Origin of the sequence: Methylobacterium sp. Leaf361 (assembly GCF_001424445.1) — a bacterium.
GTDB lineage: Bacteria > Pseudomonadota > Alphaproteobacteria > Rhizobiales > Beijerinckiaceae > Methylobacterium.
Window position 1 is genome coordinate 75,443 of the sequence record NZ_LMPY01000014.1, and the last position, 16,687, is coordinate 92,129.

Sequence of the window (16,687 nt, forward strand, 5' to 3'; positions counted from 1 at the left end):
GACCGTCAGGCCGCGAGACGGTGACGGATCGCGCCGGCGAAGCCGAGCACGTCGTAGCGCCACGCCGTCACCCCGGCGGCGGCGGTGAGCAGGACGAGGCGCAGGGCCTGTCCCGGCGGCATCAGCCCGCCGGGGACCAGGGCGATGCCGGCATTCACCGCGCCGCAGGCCAGCGCGATCCCTGCGATGCCGGCCATGTCGGCGAGCGGCAGCGGCATCGTCGTGCCGGTCCGGCGGGCGCCGAGCACCAGCACGAGGCAGGCCGCGCTCTGGCCGCCCGCGAAGGCGAGGGCCGCCCCGGCGGCGCCGAAGCGCGGGATCAGCAGGAGCGACAGCGCGGCGACGGTGGCGAGGGTCGCGAAGGCGGCGGCCGCCTCCAGGCCGCTGGAGCGGGCGAAGTAGATTACCTGCCCGAAATAGTAGGCGCGGAACATCATCAGGATGCTCGCCAGGATCAGCACCGGGGCGAGCTCCCGCGCCTCGGCCCGGTAGTCGGGCCCGAGCAGCACCGCCACGACCAGATCGTCGAAGCACAGGAAGAACACGGCCCCGAAGGCCGCGATCAGCGTCATGGCCCGTGCGGCGTCGCGCAGCACCCCGGAGGCCGCCGCCATCCCGCCCACCCGCGCCTCGCGCTTGGCGATCGAGATCAGCGACAGGGCGATCGCCTCGCCGAACACGATGAAGCTCTGCTTCAGGAAGTCGGCCAGGGCCCCGTAGGCGCCGAGCCCCGCCGGCCCCACCGTCTTGGCGATGATCAGCCGGTCGAGGCTCTGGGCGAGCGCCGCCGTCCCGAAGGAGAGGACGAGCGGCCAGCCGTAGGCGAACAGCCGCAGCGCCTCCGCGCGGCTGCCGCGGCCGGGCATCATCGGGGCGATCGTGGCCGCGGCCGGCAGGGAGGCCAGGGCGTTCGCGGCCGCCACCGCGAAGGCGAGGTGCAGGGGATCCTGCGAGAGGTGCAGCGCCAGGCTGCCGAGGGCCAGGATCAGGACGGCGCGGCTCATCACCGAGGCCGCCACCGCCCCGGCCCGCAGGCGGGTGCGGGCGATCTCGGTGGAGCCCTCGAACAGGGTGGTCCCGAAGGCCAGCGCCAGGATCGCGGCCGCCATCCGCGCCGGCATCAGGCCGAGGGCGGCGGCGAGCGCGCTGCCGAGCCCGGCGAGGAGCAGCGTGCCGCCCAGGATCCGCACCACGGTGCCGACCTGCGCGGGCTCGCGCGCCTCGTCGTAGAGGGCGAAGAACGCGAATTTCGGCCACTGGCAGGTCGCCCCGTAGAGCACCAGCGCCCAGGACAGGACGTACAGGTAGGTGCCGTAGCTCTCCACCGGCGCGAGCCGCGTGAACACCGCCACGGAGGCCATGTTCAGGGCGGCCGCGAAGCCCCGCGAGCCGACATAGATCAGGCTGTGCCGGGCGATCATGTCCTAGAACCGGTCAGACGCACCACGACCTCGCACCACGCTGGGACAGACCGGCCCGTGGCGGGAGGTAACGCAGGAACGGCGCGCATGACAGCCCGGGCTTCGCAGGCGGCGTGCCGCCGGCCCCGGCCCTCAGCCCTCGCCCCGCGGGCGGATCAGCGACGTGCCGGTCATCTCGGCCGGCTGGTCCAGTCCCATCAGGTCGAGGAGCGTCGGCGCCACGTCGGCCAGCCGTCCGTCGGCCAGGGTCACGCCGTCGACGCCGACGAGCGCGGCGGGCACCGGGTTGAGGGTGTGGGCGGTGTGCGGCTCGCCGGTCTCGGGATCGCGCATCATCTCGCAATTGCCGTGGTCGGCGGTCACCAGCAGCGCCCCGCCCTGGGCCGTCACCGCCTCGACGACGCGGCCGAGGCAGGTGTCGACGGTCTCCACCGCCTTCACGGCGGCCGCGAGGCTGCCGGTGTGGCCGACCATGTCGGGGTTGGCGAAGTTCAGGATGATGAGGTCGTAGCGCCCGGAGCCGATCGCCTCCACGGCGCGGTCGGTGAGTTCGGGCGCCGACATCTCCGGCTGCAGGTCGTAGGTCGCGACCTTCGGCGAGGGCACGAGGATCGCGTCCTGCCCCGCGAAGGGCTCCTCGCGGCCGCCGTTCATGAAGTAGGTGACGTGCGGGTACTTCTCGGTCTCGGCCATGCGCAGCTGCGCGCGCCCGGCCCGGGCCACGGTCTCGCCGAGGCCGTTGGGCAGGTCGAGGGCCCCGAACAGGGTCTCGGCGAAGGCGTCGATCTCGACGCTGTACTGGACGATCCCCAGGGCGGCGGCGAAGCGGACCGTGCGCGCGCGCTCGAAGCCCGCGAAGGCCGGGTCGAGCAGCGCCTCCAGGATCTGCCGGGTCCGGTCGGCGCGGAAGTTGAAGCTCAGGATGCCGTCGCCGTCCCGCATGCCGGCGTAGTCGCCGATGATCGCGGGCCGCATGAACTCGTCGGACACGTCCTGCGCGTAGGACGCGGCGACCGCCTGCCCGGCCCGCTCGAACCGGGTCCCGCGCGCCTCCGTGAGGGCGTCGTAGGCCGTCTGAACCCGCTCCCAGCGCCGGTCGCGGTCCATGCCGAAGTAGCGGCCGCACAGCGTCGCGATGCGGGCGCCCTTCGGGAGGGCGGCCGCGACGTCGGCGATGCAGGTGGCGGCCGAGCGGGGCGGCATGTCGCGCCCGTCGGTGAAGCCGTGGAGCCGGACCGGGATGCCGGCCGTCGTCAGCGCGCGCGCCAGCGCGACGGCGTGGTCCTGGTGCGCGTGGACGCCGCCGGGCGAGAGCAGGCCGACGAGGTGGCAGGTCCCCCCCGACGCGCGCAGCGCCTCGATGAACCGGACCAGGGCCGGGTTCCGGGCGAGGGAGCCGTCGGCGACCGCCGCGTCGATCCGCGGCAGGTCCTGCAGGACGACGCGGCCCGCGCCGATGTTGAGGTGGCCGACCTCGGAATTGCCCATCTGCCCCTTGGGCAGGCCGACATCGGCGCCGAAGGTCGTCAGCCGCGACCGGGGGCGCTCCCGCATCAGACCGTCGAAGACCGGCGTCCTGGCCTGGTGGACGGCGTTGTCGGCCACCGCGTCCCGCAGACCCCAGCCGTCGAGGATCACGAGCATCACGGGACGCGGGGTACTGTCGGGCACGGTCACAACTCTCCTGGGCTGCCGCGCGCGGCGCGCGGCCGGTCTCCGGGCCCTGACGCGGCCGGATCGTTGCGCGTGTCGATAATCGCCTTGGTCGCGCGAGACCACCGCCCCGAAGGGCCAATGGGCGACGGATGCGAGAGAGCGTCGGGCTTCTGACATGCCCCGGCCGCGCTCCGCACATGGCGGGGCGGGGCTGGCGGGACGCGGCCGGAAAGGCGCGGCCGACGGGGACTCAGGCGGTCAGTTGACGCGCGCCGCGTCGGATCCCGGCGGGAGGCCGAGCAGGCGGCGCTTCCTTCGCAGGGCGGCCCGGAGCAGCGTCCGCCGGTAGCCCGGATAGGACAGGAACCCCGCCGCCCAGGACAGGTGCATGGTCACGGCCGCCGGGCCGCTCATGACCAGGACGGGTTCCCGCGCCTTCAGCGCGAGGGCGAGGCCGCTCAGGACGCAGCCCCCGGCATAGAGCAGCAGCGGGATCAGCAGGGCGGGCATCAGGGCCGCCAGCGGCAGGGCCGCGACGGCGTAGAGCAGGACCAGGGCCGGCAGGATCTGGCGGGCGCGCGGCAGGCTGGCGTGCTTCTCGAGGGTCCGCGCGCAGCCGCGCCCGTAGTGGAGGTACTGCCGGGCGAGGCTGCGGAGGCAGGCGCGCGGGAAGTACGTGATGGCGAGCTCGGCAGCGAGGTAGATCCGCCCGCCCGCCGCGCAGAGCCGCCGGTCGAGTTCGGCATCCTCGTTGTGGGTGAAGGTCTCGTCGTAGCCGCCGACCCGCAGGAACTCGCGCCGGTCGAAGGCCGCGTGGTGGCCGTGGGCGACGTAGCCCGAGATGCCGCCCTGCCGGTGGGCCGAGCCGCCGTTGCCGAGGCGGCTGTTCTGCGCCGCCGCGATCGCCCTCTGCAGCGGCGTGACCCCGACGGTCCGGAGCGGCACGACCACCGAGACGGCCTGGCGCAGGCGCATCGTGCCGACGAGGTTCTGCACGAATCCCTTCGGATAGACGGCGTGGCAATCGGCGCGGACGAGGTAGGCGGAGGCGGGATGCGCCAGCCGCGCGGCGAGGTTGATCGCCGCCGCCTGGATGCGGCGCTCGTTGTGGACGAGCCGGATGCGGGGGTCGCGGGCGCTCAGGGCGGCGACGATCGCGCAGGTGTCGTCGCGACTGCCGCCGTCCAGCACCAGCAGCTCGCAGGGGATGGCGTCCCGGTCGGGCAGCACCGACGCGATGGCGTCGGCGATGTGCGCGGCCTCGTTCAGGGCCGGCATGGCGATCGTCACGAGCGGAGCGCCGGCGGCGCTCACGGGGTCCTGCATGGCGGTTCTCCCGAAACCTGGTCCCGGTCGCCGGCCGATGAGGGCCGGTCGTCCCGGACGGGGACCGACGCCGCGTGCGGCGCGCCCCCGAGGTCTCATTTGTCGTGATTGGCTACGATTACGGTCGTTGATCACAACCACCACTTCAGTCGGCCGGACCGATACGACGAAAGGTGTAATTCGGACCGCCGCACCGCGATGATAGCCCGTTCCGGCGGGATGACCGGCCGGCTCAACTTCCGATTCGCACCGGATCCCGCGAGCTCGACACCGGGCTCGGAGCGTCATGCGGGAGCCCTTCGAATGATGAAATCTTTGGATGCGCTTGCCCTCGGCCCGTCGGAATGCGGGCCGGCCGAACAGCGGACCGACCCGTCGGCGCTGCGGGTGACCGAGATCGCGCCCAACGACCGGATCGTCACCTTCGACGCCGTCGGCCTCTGGCAGTATCGCGACCTGCTGCGGGTCCTGATCGTGCGGGACCTGAAGGTGCTCTACCGGCAGACCGCCCTCGGCGCCTGCTGGGCGATCGCGCAGCCGCTCTTCACCGTGCTGATCTTCACGGTGATCTTCGGCCATTTCGCCAAAATCCCCACCGACGGCGCCCCCTACGCACTCTTCGCCGGCAGCGCGGTCGTCCTGTGGACGTACTTCTCTGAGGCGGTGCGGCGCAGCGCCAACGGCCTCGTGGCCGAGGCCGAGCTCATCCGGAAGATCTACTTCCCGCGGCTGGTCATCCCGCTCGCGACGGTGGTGTCGCCGATGGTCGACTTCGCCATCGCCCTCGGCGTGCTGCTGGTCCTGATGCTCTGTTACGGGGCGGTGCCGGACTGGCACCTCGTACTGGCGGTCCCGACCCTGGGCGTCACCGCGATGCTCGCCCTCGGGGTGAGCCTCTGGCTCGGGCCGGTCAACGTCCGCTTCCGGGACATCAAGCACATGCTGCCGTTCGTGATCCAGATCTGGATGTACGCCTCGCCGATCGTCTACGCGTCGAGCATCGTGCCCGCCTCGGTGCGCTGGATCTACGCGCTCAACCCGATGGTCGGCCTGATCGAGGCGTTCCGATTCGCCATCCTGGGCGGCACGCCGCCCGACGCCTTCGCGGTCGCCGTCTCGGTCACGGCCGCGCTCGCCCTGCTCGTCAGCGGGCTGATCTTCTTCCAGCGCATGGAGCGCTCCTTCGCGGATGTAATCTGATGTCGATGGCAATCAGCGTTCAAGATATTGGCAAGCAGTACTGGCGCGCCCCACGCGCCGCGCACCAGAACTCGCTGCGCGACGCGCTCACCGAGGGCGTCCGCGGCCTGATGACCCGCCGCTCCGAGGCGCGCCCGTCGCAGGAGAGCTTCTGGGCGCTGAAGGAGGTGAGCTTCGGCATCAGGCACGGCGAGAATGTCGGCATCATCGGCCTCAACGGGGCCGGCAAGAGCACGCTCCTCAAGCTCCTGTCGCGGATCGCCGCGCCGACCACCGGCCGGATCCGCCTCGAGGGCCGGGTCGGGGCCCTGCTCGAGGTCGGCACCGGCTTCCACCGGGAGCTGACCGGCCGCGAGAACATCTTCCTCTACGGCTCGATCCTCGGGATGGACCGTCGGGAGATCGCCGCAAAGTTCGACGCGATCGTCGCGTTCTCGGAGATCGGCGACTTCATCGACATGCCGGTGAAGCGCTACTCCAGCGGCATGTATGTCCGGCTGGCTTTCTCGGTCGCCGCGCATCTCGAGCCCGACATCCTGCTCCTCGACGAGGTGCTGGCGGTGGGTGACTACACCTTCCAGCGCAAGTGCATGGACTTCGCCCGGCGCCTCCAGGGCAAGGGTGCGACGATCCTGCTGGTCTCGCACAACATGTTCAGCATCAAGACCATGTGCGAGCGGGTGATTTACATCAAGGGCGGCCGCGTCGCCTACGACGGCCCCACCGACGAGGGCTTGGGCCACTACGAGCGGGACAGCTATCTCGCCGACGCCTCGTGGTTCCGCTCGGAGAGCGGCGACCAGCCGGTCCAGATCAGCGACGTGACGATCACCGACGAATCCGGCGCGCCGCGGACGCTGTTCCGCCACGGCGAGCGGATGCGGATCCGGGCCCGCTACAGCGCCGCGGAGCCGATCGCCGACCCGCACGTCCTGTTCTCGATCACGCGGTCGGACGAGCTGCTCTGCTGCAATTTCAGCACGCAGGCGGACGGCGCCGCCCTTGCCACCCTCTCGGGCGAGGGCGAGGTGGAGTTGCTGACGCCGCCGCTGACCCTGACCGCCGACACCTACACGGTCTCGATGGTGGTCCGGAAGCGCGGCTTCGACCGCCTGCTCGCGGCCAAGATCGGCGGTCGCTTTCACGTCGAGCATCCCGACTTCGCACCGGGTGTGTTCGGGGTGTTCCACGAGGCGGCCACGTGGCGCTTCGGAGCGACCGGAACCTCATCGGCGCTGCCCGACCGGCAGCGCGCAGATACGCTGCATGACCGGATCGGGTGACGAGCCGTGGACGCACATCTTCACGACAAGCCCCTGTCAATCGGCTTTCAGCCGGCTTCCGGCGGGTGGTCCGTCCAGGATGCTTCCGGGGCGGCCGCGGCGGTTGCACGCTCCGCACAGGCTGCACAGAAAATCCGAGACAATTTCGCCGTCTTCGACGACGCGCTGCGTCGAGCGGAGAGATTGCTCGAAGCCCGGCGAGACAGCGCCGCAGCCGCGCAGGCAACCATCGCGGCGTGCATCGCCACTGACACGCATTGCGGAATTTTCGCGAGCCCACGGTTGGAGCTGCTCCTCAACCGGATTGGACGACAGGTCCGTGGGGGCACTGAGATACCCTTCACGCGGCCGACGAAAGTCGAGCGGGTGTTGCATGTCGCGACGCAGGTCTTCCCGATAGGCGGACATACCAAGATGCTGCGGCGCTGGATCGAGAGCGATCCCGAGCGGCGTCACACCCTGGCGCTGACACAGCAGCGCCGGCGGCCGCCTGCTGATCTGGTGGCGGCAGTGCGGCAGAGCGGGGGAACGATTCATCAACGGCTAAACCGTCGGATCGGCGGCCTCCATACGGCAGTGCGGGAACTCCGGAGACTTGCGCGTCAGCACGACCTGATCGTCCTCCATATCGGCAATGCCGACGTCCTGCCGCTGATCGCCTTCGCCGAGACGATCGATTATCCGCCGATCCTGTTCGTCAATCACGCCGATCACCTCTTCTGGATCGGCACGAGCGTCAGCGCGGTGGTCGGCGGTATGCGCCAAGCCGCCATGACGCTGGCGGAGGAGCGTCGTTACGTCGAGGCCTGCCGCAGCGTCTCGCTTCCGATCCTGATCGAGCCCACAGCCCGGAAACGCAGCCGCGCGGAAGCCAAGCTAGCTCTTGGCCTCGATCCCGACACGGTCTTGCTGGTCTCGCTGGCGCGCGCCGAAAAATACCGGACGATGAACGGCGAGAGCTACGCCGACCTGCACGTCCCGCTCCTGCACCGGCACCCCGAGGCCCAGCTGATAGTGGTCGGCGCGGGGGAGCGACCCGACTGGGCGGCGGCGAGCGCGGCGGTCGGCGGCCGGATTCAGCCGCTCACGCCCCGGGCGCCACACCTCTATCTGGAGGCCGCCGATATCTACCTGGACTCGCAACCCTTCTGCTCGGCCACCTCGATGATGGAGGCGAGCGGCTACGGATTGCCCTGCGCCACGCGCTTCGTCTTCCCGGAGGCGGCCCGGATCTGCGGTATGGATCATCCCGGTCTGCGGGGTCCTCTGATCGAAGTCTCGACCGCGACCGCCTACTGCGAGCAGGTCTCGGGCCTGATCGAGGATGCGTGCCGCCGTCGCGAGATCGGTGCGGCGACGCGCGCCTCCGTCACGGCGAGCAACGTCGCACCGGGCTGGTGCCGCTACCGCGAAGAGGCCTACACCCGCGCGCTCGCGCTGCCGGCCGTGAGCACGGCGCTGCTCGAGGCCGGCGGCCCCGACGCACCTTCCTTCGGCGAGCCGGACCTCCGCATCGAGGACATTTACGGGGTCGCGCGGCCGCCCCATCAGCTCCTGAAGGAACATCTGAGCCTGTTTCCGCTCCGCGAACGCCTGGAGGGCTGGCGGAGCACGCGAGCGGCCGGCGGCTTTGTCTCCGCCAAGGAAGCCGCACGGGTCCTTCTCCCCGAATGGATGATCCGCATCCTCAAGGATGGGTACTGAACCGGATCGAAGAGAGCAGGCGTGGCCGCGAGCGCGCCGAGAACACCGCACTTCGTTTCGCTGTGGTCTTGATGTTTGATCCCAGGGTTTGATGGTGCACTCTTCACGTCGAAGTGGAGGAACGCGCGGAGGTCGCGCGTGGACTTGCTCCGCAAAAGTGGAGAGCTCTTTTCCTGAAGGAGGAGGGTTCCGATGGCAGACCGGAAGCAAACCTTTACCCCTGAGTTTCGTGCTGAGGCGGTNCTTGCTCCGCAAAAGTGGAGAGCTCTTTTCCTGAAGGAGGAGGGTTCCGATGGCAGACCGGAAGCAAACCTTTACCCCTGAGTTTCGTGCTGAGGCGGTCCGATTGGCGCAGACGAGCGGGCGGTCCCGCCGGGAGGTCGCCGCCGATCTCGGCGTCGGGCTCTCGACGCTGCGCAACTGGATCGACGGCCGGCGTGAGCGGGAGATGGACCATCCGCCGGCCGATCGGCAGGAGGACATGGCCGCCGAGCTCAAGCGCCTGCGGCGTGAGAACGAGGTGCTGCGCCAGGAGCGGGAAATCCTGAAGCGGGCCACGGCTTTTTTCGCCAAGGAGGGAAGTCGATGAGGTTCCGCCTCGTCGACGCGGCGAAGAAGGACTTCCCGGTCGCGCGCCTGTGCAAGGTCCTCGATGTCAGTCNTTTTTCGCCAAGGAGGGAAGTCGATGAGGTTCCGCCTCGTCGACGCGGCGAAGAAGGACTTCCCGGTCGCGCGCCTGTGCAAGGTCCTCGATGTCAGTCCGAGCGGCTACTTTGCCTGGAAAAGCCGTCCGGCCTCGACGCGGCAGCGCGAGGACCTCGTGCTACTCGCCCATGTCCGATCCGCCTTCACGCTCTCGCACGAGACGTACGGCAGCCCACGCATGACCCACGAGTTGCGTGAGCAGGGTTTGGCGGCAGGCCGAAGACGCGTGGCCCGGCTGATGCGGGAGAACGGGCTCAAGGCTCGCCAGCCGCGGCGCTTCCGGCGCACCACGGACAGCGGCCACGCCTTCCCGATGGCGCCCAACCACCTCGACCAGGACTTCGCGGCGGCCGGGCCGGATCGCAAGTGGGGAAGCGACATCTCCTACATCTGGACGCGGGAGGGTTGGCTGTACCTGGCGGTGGTCCTCGATCTGTACTCCCGACGGGTGGTGGGCTGGGCGGCGAGCGACCGTCTTCACAAGGAACTCGCGCTGACCGCGCTGCGACGAGCCCTCGTCGTCCGGCAGCCCGGACCAGATCTGCTCCATCATTCCGACCGCGGCAGTCAGTACTGTTCGAATGAGTATCAGGCGGAACTGCGAGGACATGGCATCGTGATTTAGATGTCTGGCAAGGGAAATTGCTTCGACAACGCGATGGTCGAGACGTTCTTCAAGACGCTGAAGAGCGAGTTGGTCTGGCGCACCGCGTTCCAGACACGAGCCGAGGCCACCGTCGCGCTGGCCCGTTACATCGATGGCTTCTACAATCCCCGTCGCCGTCACTCGGCGCTGGGCTACACCAGCCCTATCCAGTTCGAGAGGGGCTTCACCCACCAAACCGCTCTCCATTAAACCGTCGCAAGTCCACCTTGTCGCGGTGAGTAAGATCTTGATGGCTCGTCAATTGCGTGCGGAGCAGCTCGAAGCTCAGCACTCGTGAAGCTTGGATGGGCCCACGCGAGATAAGGCTTTCGGATGCCAGCCCGCATTTATCACCCCAAGCTAGATGGCCTGCGCGCTTTGGCTATTCTCGCTGTTAAATTCGAGCATTTTGTCAAAAATAAAACTATTGGTGGCTTCGGAACAAATTTGTTATTCTGCCTCAGCGGATATTTAATCACAGATATCATACTCTGTTATCGGGAGCGGCTATCCGTAAGACAGGCCGCGCTCGAGTTTTATTGACATCGCTTTCTCCGTCTTGCGCCGCCGTTTTATCTGGCACTGGCCTGTGGTCTTCTGCTTGGCCTCGGAGGCAATGGTAAGACGCTTGTGGCCAACGCGCTGTATCTCGCTGATTTTAATGTCTTTTTCAGCGGCTCATTCAACGAGTCAAGTCACTTCTGGACGCTGTCTGTCGAAGAACAATTCTATCTTATATGGCTTCCTATCGCTATTATTGCGCCACTGTCCCTTATTAAGATTGTTCTGTTTGAAACGATCGTGTTCAGTTTTCTGTTTCAGATTTATGCTAAGATTGGTCATGTACCCATGTCGATGGTGTTGCCTATTACAAGTGCCGATGTGCTGTGCTCGGGCGCATTGTTGGCGATCGCGCTGCGTTTCGGCGGCAGATCTGTCGGATGGATGGCAATAATTCTGAGCCCGAAATTGATAGTTCCGGCTGCTGCTTTGGTCGTAGGAGATCATTTGAACCTGATAGCATGGATGGGAGTTGCCAGGATCGTAGTCATGCCGGTGCTTGTAACTCTTTGCCTGACAGGTTTGGTGCGATACAGCCTGTCGAATATTGAATGCGATTCCTTGAACTGGCTTTCGACGCCAGTACTTAGACACATTGGCAAAATCAGTTACGGTTTGTATATTTATCATTATTTTGTGCCTCAGATTTTCGATAAATTCTTTCCAAAAATACACGATTTAATGCTGAATAGATATTATATATTAATTATATTTCTTATTTCACTAGCTATGACAGAACTATCTTGGGTTTTTCTTGAAAAGCCTGTCCTGAGACTAAAAAAGATCCGCTTGAGGCGCTCAGTGGCGTTGCAACCTATCTGACAACGCGGCTCCGGCGAGATCTGGCCGATACAAGCATGGCGGGGCTTGCCGGCAGATGGGGATGCGATCTCGCTCGCCGCGCTCTCCTGCTGCTCTCCGGCCTAGCACTGGCTGCCGAGCTGATCGTAGACCGTGCCTCCGTGACGGACGGCGACACGATGGTGATCCACGATACCTGGATCCGCCTGCACGACGTCTACGCGCGGGAGTGTGCGCTGTTCTGCCAAGACGCCGCCAGCAACTCCTACCGCTGCGGGCACGTGACGGCTCTCGCCCTGTCCGACCGGATCGGCGAGGCCGACATCTTGTGCGAGCCGCGGGACACAGACCGGTACGGCCGCACCGTTGCCGTGTGCCGGAAGGGCGGGGAGGACTTGAACGCCTGGACGGTAAGCAGGGCTTCGCCACAGCCGACCAGCACTACTCGCGCGACTACGTTGGCGTTCCATCGCCGGCAGCAACGTCGGACTCATGGCTTTCAGCCGCTTGCCGCAGATCCGGTCGGAGGCTTCCCAGAGTACGATCAGCGCCTCGCGCACCGCCGCGTGGTAGACGCGCCGCTCCGGTCGAAAGGCCAGCGCCTGTCCCAGACGACCGGCCGGAAGCAGCCGCATCGCGTGCTTGCGGTGGTGCCCCGTCGCGGACGCGAACTCATCCAGGATGCGGGTCTTCTCCGCACGTCCGCTGCCTCGATACCGGACCACCAACGCCACAAGCAGCTCATCGCGCGTCGCCATGCTCACTCGCCTCATCGTCACCCCCACCGCCGAACCTGCGTGGGGAGCAAATCAGATGCGGCAACGACCCAACGTCCGGGAGCATTTCAGGCGAGGCAATGCGCCCGCCACCAAGGCCCCAGATCTTCCGGAATGGCCCGCCATTTGGCTCCGTTCTGATGACGCGAATGGCCGAGAGCGTGCGTTGCAGGTCCTGCGGTGGCGTCTTGGCTCTCGGCCGACACGCTTCGACCAGGGGCTCCAGCTCAGACCATTGCACGTCGCTCAGCATCATCCCTCCTGCCTTGGAGAAAGGAAAACGCGAGCCCCACCAGTCCGTTCAGGTGGCGACAGGCCCTAGCAGGCCACCGTGGAAATCGGCATACTGATTATCATGGCTGGGTGGTCGGTTTTCAACCTGACCGAAATCGCTGATCGAGGCACTTAATTGGGTCGCAGTCGATTATGATAATGTGCTCTCCAAAAATTGATGTTCTTGTGCCGGTTTTTAATGCCGAAAAAACTTTGAGGGAATCGTTAGCCAGTATATCTACGCAAATATTCTCTGATTTCCGGGTTTTGATAGTAGATGACGGCTCCACTGATGGGAGCGCAGATGTCCTGTCCGAATGGACTCGGCATGACAAACGTTTTATAGTGATTAGCAAGACCAACGGGGGAATTGTAGACGCGCTAAATTTAGCGCTGAGTCACTCAGTTGCGCCTCTGATCGCGCGCATGGATGCGGATGATCTAGCGCTACCAGGACGATTTGCAGTGCAGAAGGCATTTCTTGATGAAAACTCGACCTTCGTCGGGGTTGGTTGCCGAGTGCGCCATATCGATGAGCATGGCCGAGCGCTCGCAGGCTTGCCGCAGCCTGGCGACCCGGAAAGCTGCAATTCCGAGTGGCTCCCCGCCCGTGAGCCGTACATTATTCACCCTTTTCTGATGACTAGACGCAAAGCGATCATGGCTGCGGGTGGGTATAGATCTGTGCCCAACTCGGAAGACAGTGACTTGCTCTGGCGGTTGCGTGCATTTGGACGGTTGCGCAACTTATCGGATGTGCTGGGATCGTACCGAGTCCACTCGGGCTCTATATCCAGCAGTTCTGTTGTCGGAGGGCGCATAATGGCGATCGGGTCGCAGCTTGGTGCTTTGTCGGCTCGCCGCCGAGAAGCGAACAGAGAGGATATAGTCTTTTCACGCCTTCTTGCTGGCGCGCTCCGACAGGCTGAAACGCTCGACGCGATGAGTGATGTGATCAAGCCGATGATTGATGGCAGCGAGCTGCCACGGTTCAAGCTTGCGGCTGGAGTGAAATTGCTAGAGCTCGCACTTTATCGACAGTACCGTCTCGATATCAACGATTGCCGTTTCATACGGCATGCGTTTGCGGCTTATGCTGACAAGATACAATCGGCTAACCGACGCGAAGTGCATTGGTATACCACAGTTACCGCCAGTCGTATGATTCGACTTGGAAAAATTCGAGAGGCGTTTGCGCTTGTTTCCCCGAAACATTGGGGCACAATGATGGCTAGAGTCATATTAAATGCCTGAATATTTTGTGAAAATATTACCCAACTCGTCCGAACGATATTTGATGCGGCTCTACGGCAGATCTAATTTTCCTAACTACCAATTATAGTTCGGCTTGCGAGGTCGCGAATATAGAGTATCCGTTCTCTCAGGAATTCTTCACGGAGGGTGTGACGCGAGCGGTTGTTTGGATCGAGCGGAGTGAGCGACTGTCTTGCCGGTCAAGCGGTTTGCCATGGCGTTCCGTCCCTGAGGATGGTGATCAGCTTCCGTGATCCTCCCCTAACTTCGCGGACACTGGGAGATTAGCTCGCGGTCCGTTCGGCTTGCTCGGGCGTGCGATAACCGAGTGCCGAATGGATGCGTTGCCGATTGTAGTGTAAGCGCTCGTTGGCCGGCGCCTTGCGGGATAAGATCCTGGACTTGGATATGAACCGCGCCGGGTTTCCCGGAGGCCGTTTGGTTTGGGTCAGGCGGCCAAGGCTCTTACCTTGGCCCGAGCAAAGTAGCGCGCCTCAGCCTCGGCGGGAGGCACGTTGCCGATGGGTTCGAGCAAGCGGCGGGTGTTGAACCAATCGACCCATTCGAGAGTGGCGAACTCGACGGCCTCGAAGGATCGCCACGGCCCACGGCGATGGATCACCTCGGCTTTGAACAGATCGTTGATCGTCTCGGCCAGGGCGTTGTCGTAGGGGACTGTCAGGAATTTCGTGTGCGGGCGGCAGGTTGAACATCAGGCCGCCATGGCCCGGGTGAAGCGCTCGCCGAAGATGACGGCGAACTGCGCCTTGGCCATGACCCACTCACACGGCCCCATCTTCCACGCCTTCTCGGAGCGGTTCAAGACCAGGTAGAGCAGCTTCAGCGCGGCCTCGTCTGTCGGGAAGTGACCGCGGGCGCGCACGGCCCGGCGCAGCGTGGCGTTCAGGGCCTCGATGGCGTTCGTCGTGTACAGGATCCGGCGCACCTCGCCGGGGAAGGCGTAGAACGGGATCACCTCGCCCCAGGCCCGTCGCCAGCTCTGAGCGATGGCCGGATAGCGCCGACCCCATTCRCTTGTCTCGAAGGCCGCCAACGCCGCCTCGCCAGCCGCGGCATCGAGCGCGCGGTAGATGTCCTTCAGCGCACCCGCCACGAGCTTGCGGTCCTTGTAGGACACGAAGTCGAGGCTGTGGCGCAGCTCGACGCCGCGGTTCCTGAGCTCGTTCATGACCCGCAACCAGAACTTGGCGCCCTCGTTCTGCTCCAGCCASAGGCCGAGGATCTCCTTGGMGCCGTCGGCGCGCACGCCCAGCGCGATGTGGACGGCCTTGTTGCGGACCACGCCCTCGTCACGCACCTTGATCCGCAGGGCGTCRAAGAACACGATCGGGTAGACCGGCTCSAGCGGCCGGGCYTGCCAGGCAGCGACCTCCTCCAGGACCGCGTCGGTCACCGCGCTGATCAGGTCGGGTGAGACCTCGATGCCGTAGAGCTCGCGCAGGTGCGCCACGATCTCTCGGGTGCTCATGCCACGGGCGTACATCGACACGATCTTGTCGTCGAAGCCGGGAAAGCGGCGCTGATACCGGGCGATCAGCTGCGGATCGAACGTGGCCTGCCGGTCGCGCGGGATCGAAAGCTCGATCCGGCCTGTCTCGGTGGTGACCGTCTTGCGGCCGTAGCCGTTGCGCGTGTTGCCAGCATCCTCGCCCGCCAGATGGTGGTCCATCTCGGCATTGAGCGCTCGCTCGGCCAGCGCCTTCTTCAGCTCGTCCAGCAGGCCATCGGCCTCGAAGGCTGTCTTCGGATCGGCCCCGGCCAGGAGCTGGTCCAGGATCGCGTCAGGGATACGGGGTGCTTTGCGTCGTGCCATCGGGAACCTCCTTCGGATCCACTATGGCCGCCCGCACACGAAATTCCTGACAGTCCCTTGTCGTAGCTGTCCCCGACGCTGCCAACCGAGGGCTCGCCCCCCGCCTCCGCCAGCCGCTCCGTGTAGCGCAGGGCGAGGTATTGCGAGCCCCTGTCGCTATGGTGCACGAGGCCGCCGCCCCAGAGAGGACGACGCTCGTGCAGGGCCTGCTCAAGAGCATCGAGCACGAAGGCGACGTGAGCCGTGCGGGAGACCCGCCAACCGACGATGCGCCGGGCAAAGGCCTCGATCACGAACGCGACGTAGATGAAGCCGGTCCAGGTCAGGACGTAGGTGAAGTCGCTGACCCACAAGGCGTTGGGGCGCGGCGCCTTGAACTGGCGGTTCACCCGATCGAGCGGGCAGGCCGCGGCCGGATCCGGGATGGTGGTGCGAACCTTCTTGCCCCGCACGACGCCCTTCAGACCCATGACCCGCATCAGCCGGGCGACCGTACAGCGGGCAACCGCGATCCCTTCTCAACCGAGTTGCCGCCAGACCTTCCGCACCCCGTAGACGTGGAAGTTCTCCTCGAACACGCGCCGGATCTCGACCATGAGTGCCGCGTCCGAGCGAGCCCGAGCCGGCAGCTTGCCGGGGTCGATACGCCGCGCGGCATGGGCGTGATAGGTTGACGGGGCGATCGGCAGCACGCGGCAGATCGGCTCGACCCCGTAGGCCTCCCGGTGATCGTCGATGAAGGCGATCATGTCCGCGACCGGCGATCGAGCTCCGCCATCGCAAAATAGGCGACGCCTTCCTCAGGATCTCGTTGGCCTGCCGAAGCTCGCGGTTCTCGCGCTCCAGTGCTTTGATCCGCTCGCGCTCGTCCGTCGTTGGTCCGGGTCGCTGGCCCTGGTCCCGCTCGGCTTGCCGGACCCAGTTCCGCAACGTCTCGCCCGAACAAACGATCTTGGCTGCGATCGAGCGGATCGCCCCATATTGCGAGCCGTACTCCCTCTGGTGGTCGAACACCATCCGGACCGCGCGTTCGCGGACCTCAGGCGAAAAGGGTGTGCTGCGCTTCGTCATGGCTCCATCCTCGTAATTACCCAGGCCTGTGATGGCGGGGTTCAGGCGTCGATGGTTTTGAGGATGGCGCCGGATGAGTTGGCGCCGGTCAGGCGGGCGGTATCGACGACGGTGCGGATGGCGGCCTCGCCCTCAGCCGCCCACATGGCGCGGTAGCCGTTGGTCACCTTCCGCTG

Annotated in this window: 8 protein-coding genes, 8 pseudogenes and 1 other annotated feature; of the genes and pseudogenes, 7 read left to right on the forward strand and 9 right to left on the reverse strand. The window is 65.9% G+C overall.

Translation table 11 applies throughout. The annotated features are described in order from the left end of the window. Positions 1 to 5: 5 nt before the first annotated feature. The 3 genes from ASG32_RS12895 to ASG32_RS12905 all read right to left on the reverse strand — a co-directional run bounded on the left by ASG32_RS12895 (position 6) and on the right by ASG32_RS12905 (position 4,403). Positions 6 to 1,421: an oligosaccharide flippase family protein gene (locus ASG32_RS12895; protein WP_020091177.1), complete on the reverse strand. Its 1,416-nt coding sequence runs from the start codon at positions 1,419 to 1,421 to the stop codon at positions 6 to 8. A 132-nt stretch (positions 1,422 to 1,553) separates the two neighbouring features. Continuing rightward, entirely contained in the window at positions 1,554 to 3,065 is a 1,512-nt protein-coding gene (gene gpmI / locus ASG32_RS12900; RefSeq protein ID WP_020091178.1) for a 2,3-bisphosphoglycerate-independent phosphoglycerate mutase, read from the reverse strand. Positions 3,066 to 3,335: 270 nt separating this feature from the next. Further along, on the reverse strand, positions 3,336 to 4,403 hold the full coding sequence (locus ASG32_RS12905; protein WP_056526499.1) for a glycosyltransferase family 2 protein: 1,068 nt from the start codon (positions 4,401 to 4,403) through the stop codon (positions 3,336 to 3,338). A gap of 303 nt (positions 4,404 to 4,706) precedes the next feature. Here ASG32_RS12905 and ASG32_RS12910 point away from each other — a divergent pair, with 303 nt between their 5' ends. The 6 genes and pseudogenes from ASG32_RS12910 to ASG32_RS32425 all read left to right on the forward strand — a co-directional run. After that, the gene (locus ASG32_RS12910; protein WP_056526502.1) at positions 4,707 to 5,603 is read left to right on the forward strand and encodes an ABC transporter permease; all 897 of its coding nucleotides are present in this window, start codon (positions 4,707 to 4,709) and stop codon (positions 5,601 to 5,603) included. Then, positions 5,603 to 6,886, forward strand: a complete 1,284-nt coding sequence (locus ASG32_RS12915) for an ABC transporter ATP-binding protein (RefSeq protein ID WP_244491920.1) — start codon at positions 5,603 to 5,605, stop codon at positions 6,884 to 6,886. The genes ASG32_RS12910 and ASG32_RS12915 overlap by 1 nt, the downstream gene beginning before the upstream one ends. A gap of 6 nt (positions 6,887 to 6,892) precedes the next feature. Then, on the forward strand, positions 6,893 to 8,590 hold the full coding sequence (locus ASG32_RS12920; RefSeq protein WP_157861953.1) for a glycosyl transferase family 1: 1,698 nt from the start codon (positions 6,893 to 6,895) through the stop codon (positions 8,588 to 8,590). 292 nt (positions 8,591 to 8,882) lie between these two features. After that, positions 8,883 to 9,251: pseudogene (locus ASG32_RS35030) on the forward strand (transposase); the annotation flags it as partial. Position 9,252: 1 nt separating this feature from the next. Then, positions 9,253 to 10,151, forward strand: a pseudogene (locus tag ASG32_RS33315) (IS3 family transposase); the annotation flags it as partial. A gap of 345 nt (positions 10,152 to 10,496) precedes the next feature. Further along, positions 10,497 to 11,324 (forward strand): annotated as a pseudogene (locus ASG32_RS32425) (acyltransferase); the annotation flags it as partial. A gap of 440 nt (positions 11,325 to 11,764) precedes the next feature. On the opposite strand, the pseudogene ASG32_RS35035 reads toward ASG32_RS32425, so the two are convergent. Then, a pseudogene (locus ASG32_RS35035) lies at positions 11,765 to 12,076 on the reverse strand (transposase); the annotation flags it as partial. A gap of 86 nt (positions 12,077 to 12,162) precedes the next feature. After that, a pseudogene (locus tag ASG32_RS32440) lies at positions 12,163 to 12,332 on the reverse strand (transposase); the annotation flags it as partial. Between the two features lie 179 nt (positions 12,333 to 12,511). Between ASG32_RS32440 and ASG32_RS32445 the strand changes: the two are divergent. Next, positions 12,512 to 13,606 (forward strand): glycosyltransferase, encoded by a 1,095-nt coding sequence (locus ASG32_RS32445; protein ID WP_157861954.1) that lies wholly within the window; start codon positions 12,512 to 12,514, stop codon positions 13,604 to 13,606. 448 nt (positions 13,607 to 14,054) lie between these two features. Here the strand turns inward: ASG32_RS32445 and ASG32_RS32450 are convergent. The 4 genes and pseudogenes from ASG32_RS32450 to ASG32_RS33320 form a co-directional block, all read right to left on the reverse strand. Beyond that, a pseudogene (locus ASG32_RS32450) lies at positions 14,055 to 14,276 on the reverse strand (integrase core domain-containing protein); the annotation flags it as partial. Between the two features lie 42 nt (positions 14,277 to 14,318). After that, a complete protein-coding gene (locus tag ASG32_RS12935; RefSeq protein WP_056526505.1) occupies positions 14,319 to 15,440 on the reverse strand; it encodes an IS256 family transposase in 1,122 nt (373 codons plus the stop codon). A 59-nt stretch (positions 15,441 to 15,499) separates the two neighbouring features. Continuing rightward, positions 15,500 to 16,511: pseudogene (locus tag ASG32_RS32455) on the reverse strand (IS3 family transposase); the annotation flags it as partial. Then, positions 16,115 to 16,231: a sequence feature (AL1L pseudoknot), on the reverse strand. Its footprint overlaps the pseudogene before it by 117 nt. Positions 16,512 to 16,552: 41 nt before the next feature. After that, positions 16,553 to 16,687 (reverse strand): annotated as a pseudogene (locus ASG32_RS33320) (IS66 family transposase); the annotation flags it as partial.

Coding starts and splice junctions, on each gene's coding strand:
- ASG32_RS12895 (WP_020091177.1), bottom strand. CDS start 1,421: ATGATCGCCCGGCACAGCCTGATCTATGTCGGCTCGCGGGGCTTCGCG.
- gpmI (WP_020091178.1), bottom strand. CDS start 3,065: ATGCTCGTGATCCTCGACGGCTGGGGTCTGCGGGACGCGGTGGCCGAC.
- ASG32_RS12905 (WP_056526499.1), bottom strand. CDS start 4,403: ATGCAGGACCCCGTGAGCGCCGCCGGCGCTCCGCTCGTGACGATCGCC.
- ASG32_RS12910 (WP_056526502.1), top strand. CDS start 4,707: ATGATGAAATCTTTGGATGCGCTTGCCCTCGGCCCGTCGGAATGCGGG.
- ASG32_RS12915 (WP_244491920.1), top strand. CDS start 5,603: ATGTCGATGGCAATCAGCGTTCAAGATATTGGCAAGCAGTACTGGCGC.
- ASG32_RS32445 (WP_157861954.1), top strand. CDS start 12,512: ATGTGCTCTCCAAAAATTGATGTTCTTGTGCCGGTTTTTAATGCCGAA.